Genomic DNA, 15,414 nt, shown 5'->3' with positions numbered 1-15,414 from the left:
GCAGCGTGAGAAAAAATGAGTCGGGAGGTTATTCAAGATTTTTTGAATTTAGCAGGAGTTGTGGGGATAGCCCTCACAAACCGTCGCATGCGTCCTTATTTCTATGGGCTGGACTCCATATTAGACAGGACAAAGCAGGCATTAGGTCAAGGCGTACTACAGGTTGTCGAAAACATACCAGAGGGTTTCGAGTCATTTGAGTTTCACTTTGTTGGGCATACTGTTTTTATTTACAAACTGACCCACGGTCTAGTGCTGCTAGTACTCACCGATCGCGAACTTGATCTCAACAACTACGCACATGGCATTACTAAGATCAAGTTTTTAATCGAAACAGATACATACAACACAGTCGCATACTTTAAGCTCCTATTGGGATCAGTTACACAGCATTCTTTGCCTAGTAACAAATGGAGTACCCCAAGTGCTGCCATCAAAGACATAGAACCCAAAATTGCCACATCGCAACAGTCATATGCTGCACCCAATGCAGCAGGTAACAGCAGAATTTCTGCTAGTACAGCCAGTGTAAGCACAAACAATGTCAATGTGACAGCCCCTACAATTGCGGCAAATACATCTAGTCGCAATTCATCGGTCGGCGCTAAAGCCTCTCCTGTGAGTTCAGACAAGCCGCCTCTTAGCAGTCAATCTCCCAACCAGACTAACATTCAAGCCAGTAATCAGATTGACAGTCAGACGGGCAGTCAGAAATCTGTCAGTCGCGGCGATCATGACAATAATGTTGCAACTGCCACGACACCTAATAAGCAAGTATCATCGAAAACCGTTGCAAGTGAGTACAAATTAGATGAACTCTTAACCGCGCTTAATAAACTTAGTATTTTTACTACTCAATATCTAGGTAAAGTCGTAGTTACCAATTATTGGAAATCAACACGCCCAGAGTCATCATGGCTGTCGGAGTTTGAAATTGATCGCAGTGGGAATATCTCTCACCCCAAGCAATCTGCCATTGTCTGCACAACTGAGCAGCACGCTCAAATTAAATTGTGGGTATCTGTCTATATCAAGCGCTGTAAACAAGTCATCCGCAATTTTGATCAAATGCTCGACCAAGACTGTCTTGATGCGCGTCAAAAAAGTCTATTGACGTAAATCACAGTAAATTCCAGTCTATTGAGGCTATCTGATTGACTGACAAATCTCCCCAAAAAAGCGGGCAGGATGCCCCAAAAAGCTTTGAGGCGTTGTAAAGCATCGCTTTTAAGCTTTTTTTTAGCTTGAGGTTTGATTGCAAAGCATTGTAAATGTTAAGAGCTTCATGGGGAATCGGGTATTACTTACCAGAACATCGATAATTTCCTATAATTTAGTTCTATGAAATCAACTGCATTTATTCCTATCGCTGTATTTATACTTACCCTCGCGTTGCTTGCTTGGGGATATCTCCGTTCCCGCAAGTTTGGCAAGCTAGGATTACTTTCATGGCTGCAATTTGTGGCGCTAATGTCACCTTGGCTGATTTATTTTGGGTTATTTGTATCAGGACTATTTATTAATTTCACAACTTTACTCTTTTTGTTGCTAGGTTCAACCATCGCTTATGTGGCGATCGGCAATCAATTACGCAAGGTTAGTGTTGCTGAACGCGCCAAAATTGAAGCCAAAATTAAAGAAGGGCTTGGCAATTTGAGCGAAAGACTCAATAGCCCAGATGCCAATACAAATGCCAATATAGATATCAATGCTGACAACTTAAAGAAAACACCGATCGCTTTGGCAATGTCTCAAGGCAAATTGCAACAGGCTAAACAATTTTCGAGTTTGCCATTAGAAGACCTCAAGCTAATCCAAGGGATTTTTGGCATTGAGACTTACTACGTGACAGAAACAATTCCCTACCAAGAGGGTGTGATTTTTAAGGGGAATTTGCGTGGTGAGCCTGATGTTGCCCATGAGCGACTGTCTAAAGAAATGCAAAGTCGTGTTGGCGATAAATACAATCTATTTTTAGTGGAAGGTCAGGATCGCCGCCCTGTGGTGATTGTGCTGCCTAGTCGAATCAGCAATTTTGATAATGGCACTATCCCTCAACAAATCCTGATCGCAGTATTAGTTCTTGCAAACACCTATACAGCGCTAAATTTAGGGGCTTTGGTGTCTGGTATCCCTGTGGTGCAGTCTTGGCAGGACTATCGCCAAGGTCTCCCCTTTGCGTTGGGAATCATGGCAATTTTGCTGCTACGTGAGCTGGTGATGCGAAGAGTTGCCAATAAATTTAAGATAAAAATGAGTTTGCCATTTCTATTGCCATCATCGCAATTAGGCTCCTTTGGGGCATTTAGCCGTATCTACTCACCATTACCCAATCGGTCAGCACTATTTGACATTGCAATTGCCCCTGCTATCACCAGTGGTATTTTTTCCCTTGTCATCCTGATTATTGGCTTGCGTCTATCCGCGATTGGCATGGGAACGATTGATATTCCTAGCCAAATTTTCCAAGCTTCAGTATTGGCAGGAACCCTCGCTAAATTATTCTTGGGCAAGGCGATCGCTGCTAGTTTTGTGTCAATTCATCCCCTCGTGATTTTAGGTTGGCTCGGCTCAGTGATCACCGCCTTGAACTTGATGCCTGCGGGACAATTAGATGGCGGTCGCATCGTGCAGGCGATCTATGGCAGACGTACTGCGGGTTGGACAACGGTACTAACATTAATCTTCTTGGTAATTGCCACTGTAATTAACCCCCTTGCCCTCTATTGGGCGGGGATTATCCTAATTTTATTGCGTGACTTAGAGCGCCCCATGCTCAATGAGTTGTCAGACCTAGACGGCGATCGCGAAGCCTTAGGAGTTGTGGCATTATTCTGGATGTTGATCGTGCTGCTGCCCCTCACATCAGGCGTAGCCGAACGCATGGGCATTGGGGTGGGTGGACTATTGCCGTAAGGAAGTAGTCCATTTTCGCTTAGTAAATGTTTGATTAGTTGGCGGCGCTTTGCGTCGTCAATTCATGGCTGCTAGTTCTTACTAGGATCGGTATTGTCAATACTATTAGGTGGTTTGCTTTGTATTTCAGGAAAATTATTGAAAATAGGGGGCATATTTCCTGCTGCACCAAAAGGCTGTGTGAAATTGCTGTTGCTGCCATTAAATGAGTCTGACATGGATAAGAGGGACTGAATCGCCGCAGGAATAGATTTGGGGTCCATAAATAAAACTTTACTGCTGGGGCTTTGCCCGATCGCCTGCCCCATTTCCAGATATTTCTGCGCTAACAGGTAATGCACTGCATCCATACCATGAGGATTGTCAGCGATCGCTTTGGCTATGCGCTCAATGGATAGGGCGATCGCCTCGGTCTGTTGCAATTTCACCTCCCGTTCTGAATTAGCGATCATTTTCTTAGAAGAAGCCTCAGCCTCGGCCTTGGTAATTTCCGAAGTTTTTTCCCCTTCAGACAGGGAAATCATGGCTTTTTTCTCAATTTCCGCCGCTTTTTGCTTTTCCATCGATTGCAATACCGAAGGCGGGATCGTAATTTCCCCAAGCCTTACCCGCAATACATCAATGCCCCAAGCCTTAGTATCACTCTGAATCCCTTCAACAATATCCTTATTAATGCTCTCTTGACCACCGATAATATAGTCCAGCTTATAGCGCCCAATTTGGGTTTGAATTTGGGTTGACAGGGATACCTGCAAAGATTGGTCAACATCTTCAATTTTGTAACGGGCATCTTTGAGGTTGCTAATTTGCCAGTACATCGCCGCGCTGACATTGACGCTGACATTATCTGAGGTCATGCAGGGTAAGGGCTTCATTTCTAAGACTTGCTCCCGCGAACTTTTAATCAATGCCACGCGATCAATTAGCGGCAAGACAATGTTTATGCCTGGTTTCATGGTTTTTTGGTATTTACCAAACCTCTCCACTAGCGCGATCTGTCCTTCATCGATAATTTGAAATGATCGATAGATGTAAGTGCCACTTAATAGCGCAAATACAATGCTGAGGATAGTTGCTTCCATAGAGCCACCGATACAAGTAAACGGAAACCCAAATATTTTTAAAACAATTCACAAAGGCGCGTTTCACACCTTAGCGTTTCACACCTTTGTGAATCGTCATTACCTATGCCAAGGTTTGCAATTCGTGATCACCAAGGTGAGTCACAAATTTAGGCGTAAATCTGACCTCATAGGGATAGTTGGGACTAATAGCCCGACCATTCCATTCTGTATGTATCCGCACGATTTCTCCTTCCAATCCTTCAATATCGAAGGCTTTACCTTTATGTTCAGGATGGTGAAAAACCTTGAGGGATGTTTTGACTCTAACGCGATCGCCAACCTTCATAAAATCTATAATTTCCAAATGTAAAAAAGCTTTATCAATTATCCCTTGGATCGGCAGTGTATTCAACCAAACCTAAAAAAACATTGCAGGCAAGGCTTGCAATGTTTTTCTTGGTTTCGGTTTGATAGCGCAGTGTTGTAGATCCTACACTTGAGGAATCACAACCTCTAACTTGGGGGCATGACCCCAAAATGCTTCTAGTCCGTAATATTCGCGTTCTTTGTCCATCATTGCATGGACAATGACATCGCCATAATCGAGCAGAACCCATGTGCTGTCTTGTAATCCTGCAATGTTGCGGGGCTTACGTCCCATTTTTTCTGCAACTGCATCCTCAACGGCATTGGCGATCGCCCTTACCTGTGTTTTCGACAGTCCCGATACAATCACAAAATAGTCTGCCAAGCTGGACACATCGCCGATCGCTAGTAATACAATATTCTCCGCCTTGCGATCGTCTGCCGCCATGATCGCCGCCTGAGCAATTTGATAGCTTTCTTCATGGGCGCGATCGCTGAGCGACTGGGTTTCTAGTGCATTGGTGGGGATATCTTTGGCGATGGTCATAGAGGGTGGAGGTACTCCTGATAATTTTTTGTAATATATTTTGAGATATATTTTGAGAATATACTAATTACTATAGCTCATAGCGCTTATATGGGGTTTGGGCAGAGAATAAAAGCGCAACTGGCTGTATAAACCATAAAAAATACAGGCAAATAGTTAAATGACTGAATCATTAGAGATTGTTTGAAAAGTCTGGACACGCGCTAAAAATACTGATTGATCCCCCCTAGCCCCCCTTACTTACGAAAGGGGGGAAAAGATTAAAAAAGTCCCCCTTTCGTAAGGGGGATTTAGGGGGATCAAAACTTTTCAAACAGGCTCTTAGAGCCAAGGTTAGCCAATATCGAGACTTTGATTGCATATATGGCATAGACACAGCGCATGAGTGATGTGACAAGATTGTAACTGTTACACAGATAGGATTCGGGCTACTATTAGCTGCATTTACTTACCATGAACCCAGAAGATCAGATTAAAATAATTAAAAATTGATTAAATACCACAGATGACTTATGGATGCCTACATATCTAAGCAAAATTTATTTATGGTAATTGGAATTTATGTAGTCTACCTGTTAATTTTTGGGAGAAAGCCTAGATATTACTGGGCATCGGCTTGGAAAGCATTTGCATTATCAATACCTACCTTCATGGGGACAATAGTAGGTTTGCTAGAGGTGTACAGATTTTTAATTATTTATATTCTTGCTAAATTTTTGCAAATTGAAGAGAGCGAAATATTTCTGTTCGGTATAATTTTATTTTTTCTGTTTGCCTTAATAATTCATGTTGTTTATGTATGTATTGGAGCGACAATTATTAGACTATTCAAGTCAAACCCTCCCCACTGGCTAGTTCCTAGTAGATGGTCTACAGTATTTTCTAGTTTTTTAGTTACTACTTTTGCTACGTCTATCCCCTCATTAATATTTGTTCCTTTATTTATAAGCTACAGAAGACCGATTTCAGAGATATTGATTTATACGGGATCTCGTAGTAGTGAGTTTTTAGGAATAACTTATATTTTTTGGCTTTTCTCTGCTTTATGGATTTATCATGCTTTAGCCATTTTGAAAGACTACCTTCGTAAACACATTAAAAAAGCTAATAAATCCAAACCTGAAACACCCAAAAGCCAAGTAGATCCTCTAGATCGTGACCTAACGAATCTCAAGCATAGGACTGGCATACATTTCAAGAAGCCACCTAAGTAATAGCAAACTGTTCACAAACTTAAAAATCGCTATAACTTTTTCTTTAATAAAAACTGACGGGGGCGACCGAGCAAATAATGGGGCATGGTTCCCTCTTGGCTATGTAGATGATAGCCGAGGCGATCGTAGAGGCTTCGTGCTGCATGGTTATCTTCGAGGACATGGATATACAAGCGGCTAAAACCCCATTGCTTGGCGGTCTGCTCTGCGGCTAGGAGCAGTTGCTTAGCAACACCGCGCCGCCGCCATTGAGGATGCACGGCTAGATTAAAGATATAGGGCGATTCGTGGGTGTCTTGCCACCGCCACAGATCCTGCCAAAAGCCTTGACGGGGCTTGATCGGTACGGAGCGCATACAAATTTCAAGGGAGGCGATCGCCTGAGATTTGTTGGCAGGATGGGTCGCCACTAGGCAAATATAACAGGGAGACTGCTCATTAAAGCGGCTATTGAGATCGATGGTGATGCCATAGCGCAGGAGTGGGTAAACCCAGTTAGTGAGTTGACGCACCAGCAAATTGATGAGACTAGGGGCATCAGCAATATTGCGATAAAAGCTTTCAGTCAGGATGTCAGATAAATTGCTGACATCCTTGGGATTAGCGGGACGAATAGTAAACAATTGCTGTAAGCCTCTAAAGCGCTGTAGCATCAGATAGCGTTATTAGTCTAGTGACTGTCTCTCATTCTTTGCAAGTTCTTTGCAAGTTCTTTGCAAATTAACAACCCAACCAGCGATCGCCCATGTTCAAATCAGAATCTCTTAAAATCCGTCCTCGCAAACAGTTTGGACAGCATTGGCTCAAAAGTGAGGCGGTACTCAATAAAATTGTGGCGGCGGGGCATTTGCAACAGGGCGATCGCATTTTAGAAATAGGTCCTGGTACGGGCAACCTCACCCGCTTGCTATTGCCATTGGTGGAGTCGCTCACGGCGGTGGAAATTGATCGCGATCTCTGTGCCAAGTTACGGGTGACGATGCCTGTCACGAAATATCCTCACTTCCATTTAATTGAAGGCAGCATTCTTGATCTGCCTCTACCTGAAGCCACGAATAAGGTAATTGCCAATATTCCTTACAATATTACGGGTGAGATCCTTAAAAAACTATTGGGAACCTTAGCGGAGCCTGTGTCACAATTTGGGCGGATTGTGCTGTTGGTGCAGAAAGAGATCGGCGATCGCCTAGCCGCAAAGCCTAGCCACAAGGCATATAACTCCCTCAGTGTGAGGATGCAATATCTCGCTGATTGCCATTTTATTTGTGATGTCCCTGCCTCTGCTTTCTATCCACCACCCAAGGTTAATTCGGCGATCGTGTGCCTTGTGCCGCGCCCCCCCATAACTGTCGCCAGTGATCCTAAATTCTTAGATCGGTTGCTGACTCTAGGCTTTGCCACAAAGCGGAAGATGTTACGCAATAATTTAATGACGGTGATTGATCGCGATCGCCTAGTTGCGATTCTGGAATCGATGGCGATTAACCCTCAAGTCCGTGCCGAAGATCTGAGTGTTGCTCAATGGGTGGCATTGAGCGATCGGGTCAAAGCCCTACAGAATAGTGACAATTCCTAATTCTTCTTGGGTGGTAAAGGAACAGATGATTAATTGCTAAGGAAATTGCCAAAGGCAGCGATCGCTGTTAATTTTTGATTGGGTAATTCGGTGGTATAGATACTGAATAGTAAGAAATTTTGTTGGCGAGTACTATTTTCGAGAAAGGCGCGGATTAAGGGTTTGCCCTGTGATGCTAATAGCGCCACCGCAAATTTACATTGTTGCTGAGCATCACCCACGCCCGTACAGAGTGAAGATCTACCAGTTTCCGAAAATCGATCAACGGTATATTCAATGTAACGCTCTTTGTTAGGATTACTCACCGCCATCACGACAGCAAGAATGGCAACGCCAATTAAGATTGTTTTGATTTTCATGATTCTTGCAAATTTCCTTTGGTAGACTGGGACTGGAGGTGACTATTGCCGACTGTCATAATTCTAAATTATGGCAAGACAATACGCTAAGATCCTAATGAGTAAATATTCCTTGAGCGTATAATTACGAAATTGACAATTCCTAGTAAATATAGATCACCTGCAAGATCCAGCCAGATCTAGAAGACATGACCAGTACTATCGTCAATCAAACGCCAAAAACAATCCCCACCAACGCGCAAACTGATACTTGGGTAAAAGTCTCTTGGCTAGAATTTAGGGAACTTACCGAAGATCCAAATTTTGCCGATGCTAAGTTCTATTTTGACCATGATTTAATGAGGATAGAAATGACTCCCATTAGTCCAAGCCATGCCCATGAGGATGCGATCGTCTCGAAGTCGATTGGCGTAATGACGGGGCTGAGTCGCATTCCTATTTACGAATATTCTAACTGTAGTTATCGAAAAGAAGGTATTGCCGAATTCCAGCCTGACCTTAGCTTTTACATTGGTTCTCATGGGAAATTACCACCACGCAATGATACTGCTGTGGATCTCGATCAGTTCGATCTGCCCACCTTAGTAATTGAAATTGCGGCAACATCCATTCAAGATGACCTTGGTTATAAAAGATTGCTTTACGAAAAAATCGGTATCCCTGAATATTGGGTGGTTAATGCGCGTACTTCTGAAATATTTGCCTTTGCGATCGCCAATGGACATAGCGGCAGAATCAGGCAATCACAGGTGCTTGCTGGCTTAGACTTGGCAATTATTGAAACCGCTTTACAGCGTAGTAGGTTAGAGGATGATGCCGCAATTTTTCGCTGGCTTTTAGAAGTGTTTGCTAAGTCGTGATGAATACCCAAAACAAAAATAGTATGGCAGTGAATATTTGTGATGATTGCTGATTCTTTAACACAGGCGCTAAAGCAATATTTTGGTTATGATTCCTTTCGGGCAGGACAGCGCGAGATTATTGAGGCATTTTTAGGGGGACGTGATACTCTGGCGATCATGCCCACGGGTGGCGGTAAGTCCATTTGTTTTCAATTGCCAGCATTGTTAAAAACGGGTGTAACCATTGTGGTATCGCCATTGATCGCGCTGATGCAGGATCAGGTGACGGCGCTCAAAGAGAATGGCATCGGCGCAACTTTTTTGAATAGTACTTTGTCGGGGCGAGAAAGTAATCAGCGATCGCAGGCAATTCTCAATGGTGCAGTTAAATTAATCTATGTGGCTCCTGAACGCCTATTTAATGAGCAGTTTTTAGAATTTCTCAATATTGTCAAGAATCAGGTGGGCATCGCAGGATTTGCGATCGATGAGGCACACTGCGTATCGGAATGGGGGCATGATTTTCGTCCAGAATATCGGCAATTGAGTCGCATTCGGAATTCCTTCGCTGATGTGCCAATGATTGGCTTGACTGCCACTGCCACCGAGCGCGTCCGAGAGGATATCAGTCAACAATTGGCACTGCGAGATCCTTACATTCATGTTGCCAGTTTCGATCGCGCTAATCTCTATTACGAAGTCATTCCCAAACAAGGCGCTGACCAATCCTATATCCATCTATACCAGCAGATTAAAAAAACTCAGGGTGCTGGCATAGTCTATTGTCTCAGTCGCAAGAGGGTCGATGAAATTGCGGAGCGATTAAGAATCGATGGCATTGAAGCCATTCCCTACCATGCGGGATTAACCCCAAGGGAAAGGGAGGAGAATCAAACACGCTGGATTCGTGATGATGTGCAGGTGATGGTTGCCACGATCGCCTTTGGGATGGGCATCAATAAGCCCGATGTGCGCTTTGTAATCCATTACGATCTGTCCAAAAATATTGAAGGTTACTATCAAGAATCAGGGCGAGCGGGGCGTGATGGTGAAGATTCTCGTTGTACGCTCTTTTTGGGATATCAAGATTTAGAAACCATCAAATATCTCATCGCCCAAAAGGTTGATCCCCACACCAATGCACCTTTGGAAGCAGAGCAACGGATCGCCCATCAGCAACTGCGCCAAGTGGTGGATTATGCTGAAGGAATTACCTGTCGCCGTGCGATTCTGTTGCGCTATTTTGGCGAAAATTTTCATGACAATTGCCGCAATTGTGACAACTGCCTCACCCCTAAGCCAATGGAAGATTGGACAGTGGAAGCACAAAAGTTTCTATCCTGTGTGGCAAGAACAAAGGAACGTTTTGGCGCGGCACATCTGATCGATGTATTGCGGGGTTCGCGTAAAGAGAAGGTATTACAACATCATCACGATCAACTCTCCACCTATGGCATTGGCAAGGATCGTAGCCTCGATGAATGGCGACAATTATCGCGATCGCTAGTGCATCAGGGCTATCTCACGCCCACCACCGATGGCTATGCCATTTTGAAATTGAACGATCGCAGTTGGGAAGTGATGCGTGGTCAGCGTCAAGTGTTACTGCCCATCGAGCGCGATGCTGAGCCTGTGGTTGCCGATAGTCGAGATCGCGGCGATCGCCCCGTTGATGTGGAAATTCTCTTTGAAAAATTGCGTCTCCTTCGCAAAAATCTTGCCGATGAGCAAGCAGTACCGCCCTATGTGATTTTTAGCAATGCCACGCTCAACCAAATGGCAGAGCATCAACCCACTACACGCCGCGACTTTGCCAAGCTATCAGGTGTGGGACAAAAGAAATTAGAACAATATGCCGATGACTTTATCGGTATTATTCTAGAGCATCATCAACAATATCCACCGCCATCCCCTGGCGAGTTTAGAGATTCACCAAAAGCTAAAATGGAAGCAATTACTTCCAAACCGAAGTCCTCCAAGTTAGCCACTAATCAGGCTACCTTAGAAATGTATGAGCATGGTTTGGATGTCGATGATATCGCCCGCGATCGCGGCTTAAAACCTGCGACAATTTGGACGCATTTGGTGCAGCTAGTGGAAGCGGGCTATGCGATTAACATCGATCGCCTTGTACCGCCTGATCGCCAAACCATAATTTATGAAGCCTTAGAAGCGATCGGCGGCGACTCTTTGCGAAATCTGTTTGACCATCTGCGCGAAGCGTATACCTACGATGAAATCAAAATCGTGAGAGCAATTTGGCAGAATGAAAAGGAACCGTTATAAGCATAATATTTTTATGTTACCATAAACCTCATCAAAGTTTCAGGCTATGCAACTGTTAGCCAAAAACTCTACAATAGATGCAATGCGATCGCCAAAATTTAGATCTTAACAAGTAAAGCTATGTCATCTTCTCCATCACAACCTGCAACTGATTTGCGCGAGGCTTATCGTGTATGTGAGCCAAAGCCTCTGAGTGGGGAGGATTTTGACAAATATTATGTGCCTTTATTAGATGAGGATGATTTTGATGCGGTAAAAGCGATCGGTGCTTCTCTATTTGTGCAGGAATTGGGAGAACATAAGACTTTTTTTCTAGCTGGGCATCGTGGTTGTGGTAAGACTACACAATTAAATTTGCTGATTAAGAATTGGTGTAGTGACTATCATGTAATTTATATTGAGGCTGACAAGATATCAAACATAGATAACTTTGATTATATTGATATCTATTTACTCTCTGCACTGTATTTGGTTCGACATATAAGTCAACATAATATAGAAATTGATTCCAACATTATTGAAGATTTTAGATTTTTACTTGTCAGAATTATTGAGGAAGCTTTTGAACTTGATTCCAATTATGGATACTTATCTCTTGAAGACAAAATTCTGTCGATTAAGTACACAGTAGGTAAAATTTACAATAAATCCAATGAAGACATAAACTTATCAACTGATATTTCGGTACTTTTGTCTGGCATCATTCTTAAAATTAAAGATGAAACAGCCAGATTCTATTCGCATCCTCTTGATTCTTCAGGGATAGAACAAGTTTCATCTTATCGCGGGGCTTTAGATATATATCAGAGAGAGTTTAGAAGATTAATCTGCTTATTGGTTAAGTCCATAAATCAGATCTTTCAAGAAAGCAAAAAAGATTATAAAGGCATTGCTTTTATCTTTGATAACTTAGATCGCTGCAATATAGATTCGGCGAAAAAATTATTTGGTACTGAAGTTAGAGAGCTATTAAATTTCGATTTTAATATAATATATACATCACCTATTTTTATTGATTACGTTCTCCCCAGAATTAATTTAGACAAGCAAAAGTTTTTAATTATAGCATTAGTAAATGTTTATAGACTTATTGATGTTTCAGCTATTCCGAAAATTGAAGATTTATCGATTCTAAAATTAATTTTACTCTTAAAAAAAAGAATAGACGTTGATGCTTTATTTGATTCACATGAGTTAGTAACTAAGATAGCCTCTTATAGTGGAGGCAACTTAACGTATTTAATGATGTTAATTCGTCATGCTTGCCTATCAGCTATTGGAAGAGGTCGCAAAAAAATTATTGATATCGATGTAAGTTATGCAACAGATCAATTAAAAAATCACTTTGAAAACCTTAACTTAAGTTTTAAAGATGACAATACATCAGATACATTTTACCAAAATCTTGTATTCTCTATTTACACAAAAAAACTACCAGATGGTGATTTGGGCTTATTAGCTTTGCATTTGGGAATGCTCTTAAGATACTCTAATGATCATGCAGCTTGGTTCTTCCCTCAACTAGCTGTTACAAAAATAGATAAATTTAAAGAAACTTATGAAAGAATAGCACAGGAGTATTCACAAAGCATAACTAGTTTAGATACTAAGCAAACCGATTATTCTTGGCGAAACTTGGTGATTTCCGAAGTTGAACTTAAAAATATTCGATGCTTTGAGAGTTTGAAAGTAAGCTTTACTGAAGGTGATAAACCCTCCGATTGGTTCATGGTTTTGGGTGAAAATGCCGCAGGAAAAACTACTTTACTCAGAAGTATTGCTCTCGGACTGTGCGATCAAAGTGATGCTGCCGCTTTAAAGTCATTTCTGTCTGGAGACTTGGTACGAGATGGTGCAGATGAAGGCTATATCAAGATTGTTTTGTCTAACAAAGATGCATCACAAATTCCACTTGTGCGATCACAACAATTACACCGAGCATTACTAAGCGCTTTCCCAACTATCTCTAAACTTAAAGACCTCAAAAATGCTTTACCAGAAGAATTAGGGCAACCTTCACCATATACTAGTCTTTCTGAACAGATCGTTGAAATGATTGGGCGAGCAAACACAGATGAAAAACTTAATGAGTTAATAGCGATCGCCCGTCAACAAAGTCCAGATAATCGATCTTTGCAAAATCTAGACGGAAATAACCAAACAAACACTTATACGATTACAACTACCATTACCAAAAAATCAGAAAAAAGTGAAACGCTTACCCAAAAAATTGAGCCAGAAGCTGATTTTCTGTGGTCCGATATTTTTGTATGTGGTTACGGAGCAAATCGTACTACCCAATCTCACAACAATTATGAAGGCTACCGTACCCTTGATGCTGTGCAATCCTTGTTTACATCCCAAGTCTCTTTCCAAGATCCAGAAGTAGTTTTACGGCGGCGCAGTGACGAAGTTCGCAAGCAAATCGAGCAACAATTGCTCAAAGTACTAATGCTTGATGACCATGCAGAATATCAGTTTCATTACAGCGATCGCGGTATCGAAGTTGAAGGACCTTGGGGCAGACAGCCCCTTGCCGCCCTCAGTGATGGTTATCGCAGTACTAGCCAATGGTTGCTAGATTTTATTGGTTGGGCTGTCCATGCCAATCGACTAACAGAGAATGGGAATATTGGCGGAATTCTACTCATTGATGAAATTGAACAACATTTACATCCTCTCTGGCAGCGTCATTTTGTGCAACGTCTTCATGAAATGTTCCCTAACACTCAAATTATTGCCTCCACCCATACCCCTTTAGCTGCTTCAGGAGTTGTGGATATCGAGAGTGGTCTTCTAGTGAAGCTAGATCGTAGCCATGACAATGGTGTTCAAGCTAAGCTAATCAATAAAGAAGAACTATATGGTAAACGTGCCGATCAAGTACTCACCTCAGAAGCTTTTGGTTTAGTTACCAGTCGTAATTTAGGTAGCATGACAGATATTGATCGCTACTCTGAACTCCTTGGTCGTACAAGGCGCACTGAAGATGAAGAAAATGAATTACAGGAATTACGCGGCAAAGTAAGAGAAGGTTTACAAGATGGCGAAAATCCCACGGAAAGGTTAATTAGGAGTGAAGTAGAATCAGCGATTGAAAAAGTAGCGAATGATATTACGCCCGAACTTCTAGAACTCGAACTAACTAGACATCTTCAACAGCTTTCTAATCAGGAGGTTTAGAGGTGAGGAAAATATTCATTCAAGAGCCAGATAGTGAAATCTGGGAAAAATGGATTCGAGATTGTCAAGAAGAAACAAAAAAGTTAATAGAGATTATTGCTGAAGGTAAAAAGCCAATTATCAGCAATCTTTACAAAAGAAAAGAAATTAAGCAAATTTATTTTGCCAGCAAAGATGCCCCATTTTATGGTCGCTGCGCCTATTGTGAAACTCCTATTGCAGATACTCAAAGCATTGACATTGAACACTTTCGACCTAAAGCAGGTATCAAAGATGAGAATGGCAATGTCGTAAATCTCAAAGATTCACAAGGATTTGAAACTAATATTCCCCATCATGGTTACTATTGGTTAGCCTACGACTGGCGCAATCTGCTACCATCTTGCGAAAAATGTAATCGTCCTAAAAGCACCATTTTCCCAGTAATTGGGAACTATGCTCAATCAGTTGGCGAAGAAGTAAATGAAAGACCCTTACTAATCAATCCAATCAGTAATCTAGATGAGGACAACCCAGAAAATCATTTGGCTGTAGATTCTCAAGGAGTAATGTATTCTTTGAATGGGAGTGCTAGAGGTGAGATGTGTCTCAAGATTTTCAAACTTAACGAGCGCGATCAATTAGCCCAAGAGAGAAGAACACAACAGAGAAGCACTCAACTCCTGATCATAGAATTACAGAACGCTTTTAAAGACCTTGGCAATCCAAAAAATTCAGAAAAACAAGCCTATAAAACGCTCATTAACTGCTGTCAAAAGTTAACTGACATTTTTGAAGGTAAGCATTCTTACACGATGGCTTCTGTGTGTGTGCTAAGAGAAAATGGGTTTTCAATTGAATGGTTCCAGAAAAAATGTGAAATATTTCAAAATCTTCTTTCTAAACTTGATGGCTAAAAGCGATCGCCTTGTACCGCCTGATCGCCAAACCGTAATTTATGAAGCCTTAGAAGCGATCGGGGGCGACTCTTTGCGAAATCTGTTTGACCATCTGCGCGAAGCGTATACCTACGATGAAATCAAAATCGTGAGAGCAATTTGGCAGAATGAAAAGGAACCGTT

At 42.1% G+C, this 15,414-nt stretch carries 14 protein-coding genes; 9 read left to right on the top strand and 5 right to left on the bottom strand.

Annotation, left to right across the window (positions count from 1 at the left end; translation table 11 throughout):
* Window positions 1-15 precede the first annotated feature (15 nt).
* Complete coding sequence (locus tag H6F44_RS11625) at window positions 16-1,119, top strand: hypothetical protein (RefSeq protein WP_190351127.1); 1,104 nt, start codon at window positions 16-18, stop codon at window positions 1,117-1,119.
* A 222-nt stretch (window positions 1,120-1,341) separates the two neighbouring features.
* Window positions 1,342-2,916 (top strand): site-2 protease family protein, encoded by a 1,575-nt coding sequence (locus H6F44_RS11620; protein WP_190351126.1) that lies wholly within the window; start codon window positions 1,342-1,344, stop codon window positions 2,914-2,916.
* Window positions 2,917-2,987: 71 nt separating this feature from the next.
* Here the strand turns inward: H6F44_RS11620 and H6F44_RS11615 are convergent, their stop codons facing one another.
* The 3 genes from H6F44_RS11615 to rsfS form a co-directional block, all read right to left on the bottom strand.
* The gene (locus H6F44_RS11615) at window positions 2,988-3,998 is read right to left on the bottom strand and encodes an SPFH domain-containing protein (RefSeq protein ID WP_190351125.1); all 1,011 of its coding nucleotides are present in this window, start codon (window positions 3,996-3,998) and stop codon (window positions 2,988-2,990) included.
* Between the two features lie 103 nt (window positions 3,999-4,101).
* A complete protein-coding gene (locus H6F44_RS11610; protein ID WP_322096210.1) occupies window positions 4,102-4,392 on the bottom strand; it encodes a ferredoxin-thioredoxin reductase variable chain in 291 nt (96 codons plus the stop codon).
* Between the two features lie 78 nt (window positions 4,393-4,470).
* The gene (gene rsfS / locus H6F44_RS11605) at window positions 4,471-4,893 is read right to left on the bottom strand and encodes a ribosome silencing factor (protein ID WP_190351124.1); all 423 of its coding nucleotides are present in this window, start codon (window positions 4,891-4,893) and stop codon (window positions 4,471-4,473) included.
* Window positions 4,894-5,405: 512 nt separating this feature from the next.
* Here rsfS and H6F44_RS11600 point away from each other — a divergent pair.
* Entirely contained in the window at window positions 5,406-6,107 is a 702-nt protein-coding gene (locus tag H6F44_RS11600) for a hypothetical protein (RefSeq protein ID WP_190351123.1), read from the top strand.
* Window positions 6,108-6,136: 29 nt separating this feature from the next.
* Here the strand turns inward: H6F44_RS11600 and H6F44_RS11595 are convergent, their stop codons facing one another.
* Window positions 6,137-6,730: a GNAT family N-acetyltransferase gene (locus tag H6F44_RS11595; RefSeq protein WP_206754456.1), complete on the bottom strand. Its 594-nt coding sequence runs from the start codon at window positions 6,728-6,730 to the stop codon at window positions 6,137-6,139.
* Between the two features lie 122 nt (window positions 6,731-6,852).
* On the opposite strand from H6F44_RS11595, the gene rsmA reads away from it, so the two are divergent.
* A complete protein-coding gene (gene rsmA, locus H6F44_RS11590; protein WP_190351121.1) occupies window positions 6,853-7,683 on the top strand; it encodes a 16S rRNA (adenine(1518)-N(6)/adenine(1519)-N(6))-dimethyltransferase RsmA in 831 nt (276 codons plus the stop codon).
* A 29-nt stretch (window positions 7,684-7,712) separates the two neighbouring features.
* On the opposite strand, the gene H6F44_RS11585 is transcribed toward rsmA, so the two are convergent.
* Window positions 7,713-8,042, bottom strand: a complete 330-nt coding sequence (locus tag H6F44_RS11585) for a DUF4359 domain-containing protein (protein ID WP_190351120.1) — start codon at window positions 8,040-8,042, stop codon at window positions 7,713-7,715.
* Between the two features lie 188 nt (window positions 8,043-8,230).
* Between H6F44_RS11585 and H6F44_RS11580 the strand changes: the two genes are divergently transcribed.
* From H6F44_RS11580 to H6F44_RS24025, 5 genes are all read left to right on the top strand, one after another.
* Entirely contained in the window at window positions 8,231-8,902 is a 672-nt protein-coding gene (locus H6F44_RS11580; protein ID WP_190351119.1) for a Uma2 family endonuclease, read from the top strand.
* Window positions 8,903-8,944: 42 nt separating this feature from the next.
* Window positions 8,945-11,170, top strand: coding sequence for a DNA helicase RecQ (gene recQ / locus H6F44_RS11575; RefSeq protein WP_190351118.1), 2,226 nt, complete (start codon window positions 8,945-8,947; stop codon window positions 11,168-11,170).
* A 120-nt stretch (window positions 11,171-11,290) separates the two neighbouring features.
* Window positions 11,291-14,353 (top strand): AAA family ATPase, encoded by a 3,063-nt coding sequence (locus H6F44_RS11570; protein ID WP_190351117.1) that lies wholly within the window; start codon window positions 11,291-11,293, stop codon window positions 14,351-14,353.
* Between the two features lie 2 nt (window positions 14,354-14,355).
* Window positions 14,356-15,249: an HNH endonuclease family protein gene (locus H6F44_RS11565; protein ID WP_190351116.1), complete on the top strand. Its 894-nt coding sequence runs from the start codon at window positions 14,356-14,358 to the stop codon at window positions 15,247-15,249.
* Window positions 15,176-15,414: helix-turn-helix domain-containing protein (locus tag H6F44_RS24025; RefSeq protein ID WP_206754458.1), on the top strand; the 239-nt coding region annotated here is incomplete at its 3' end. The genes H6F44_RS11565 and H6F44_RS24025, both read left to right, overlap by 74 nt.

Source organism: Pseudanabaena cinerea FACHB-1277, assembly GCF_014696345.1.
Taxonomy (GTDB): domain Bacteria; phylum Cyanobacteriota; class Cyanobacteriia; order Pseudanabaenales; family Pseudanabaenaceae; genus Pseudanabaena; species Pseudanabaena cinerea.
The sequence above is the reverse complement of the archived record's forward strand: the minus strand, read 5'-3'. Positions and strand labels throughout refer to the sequence as shown.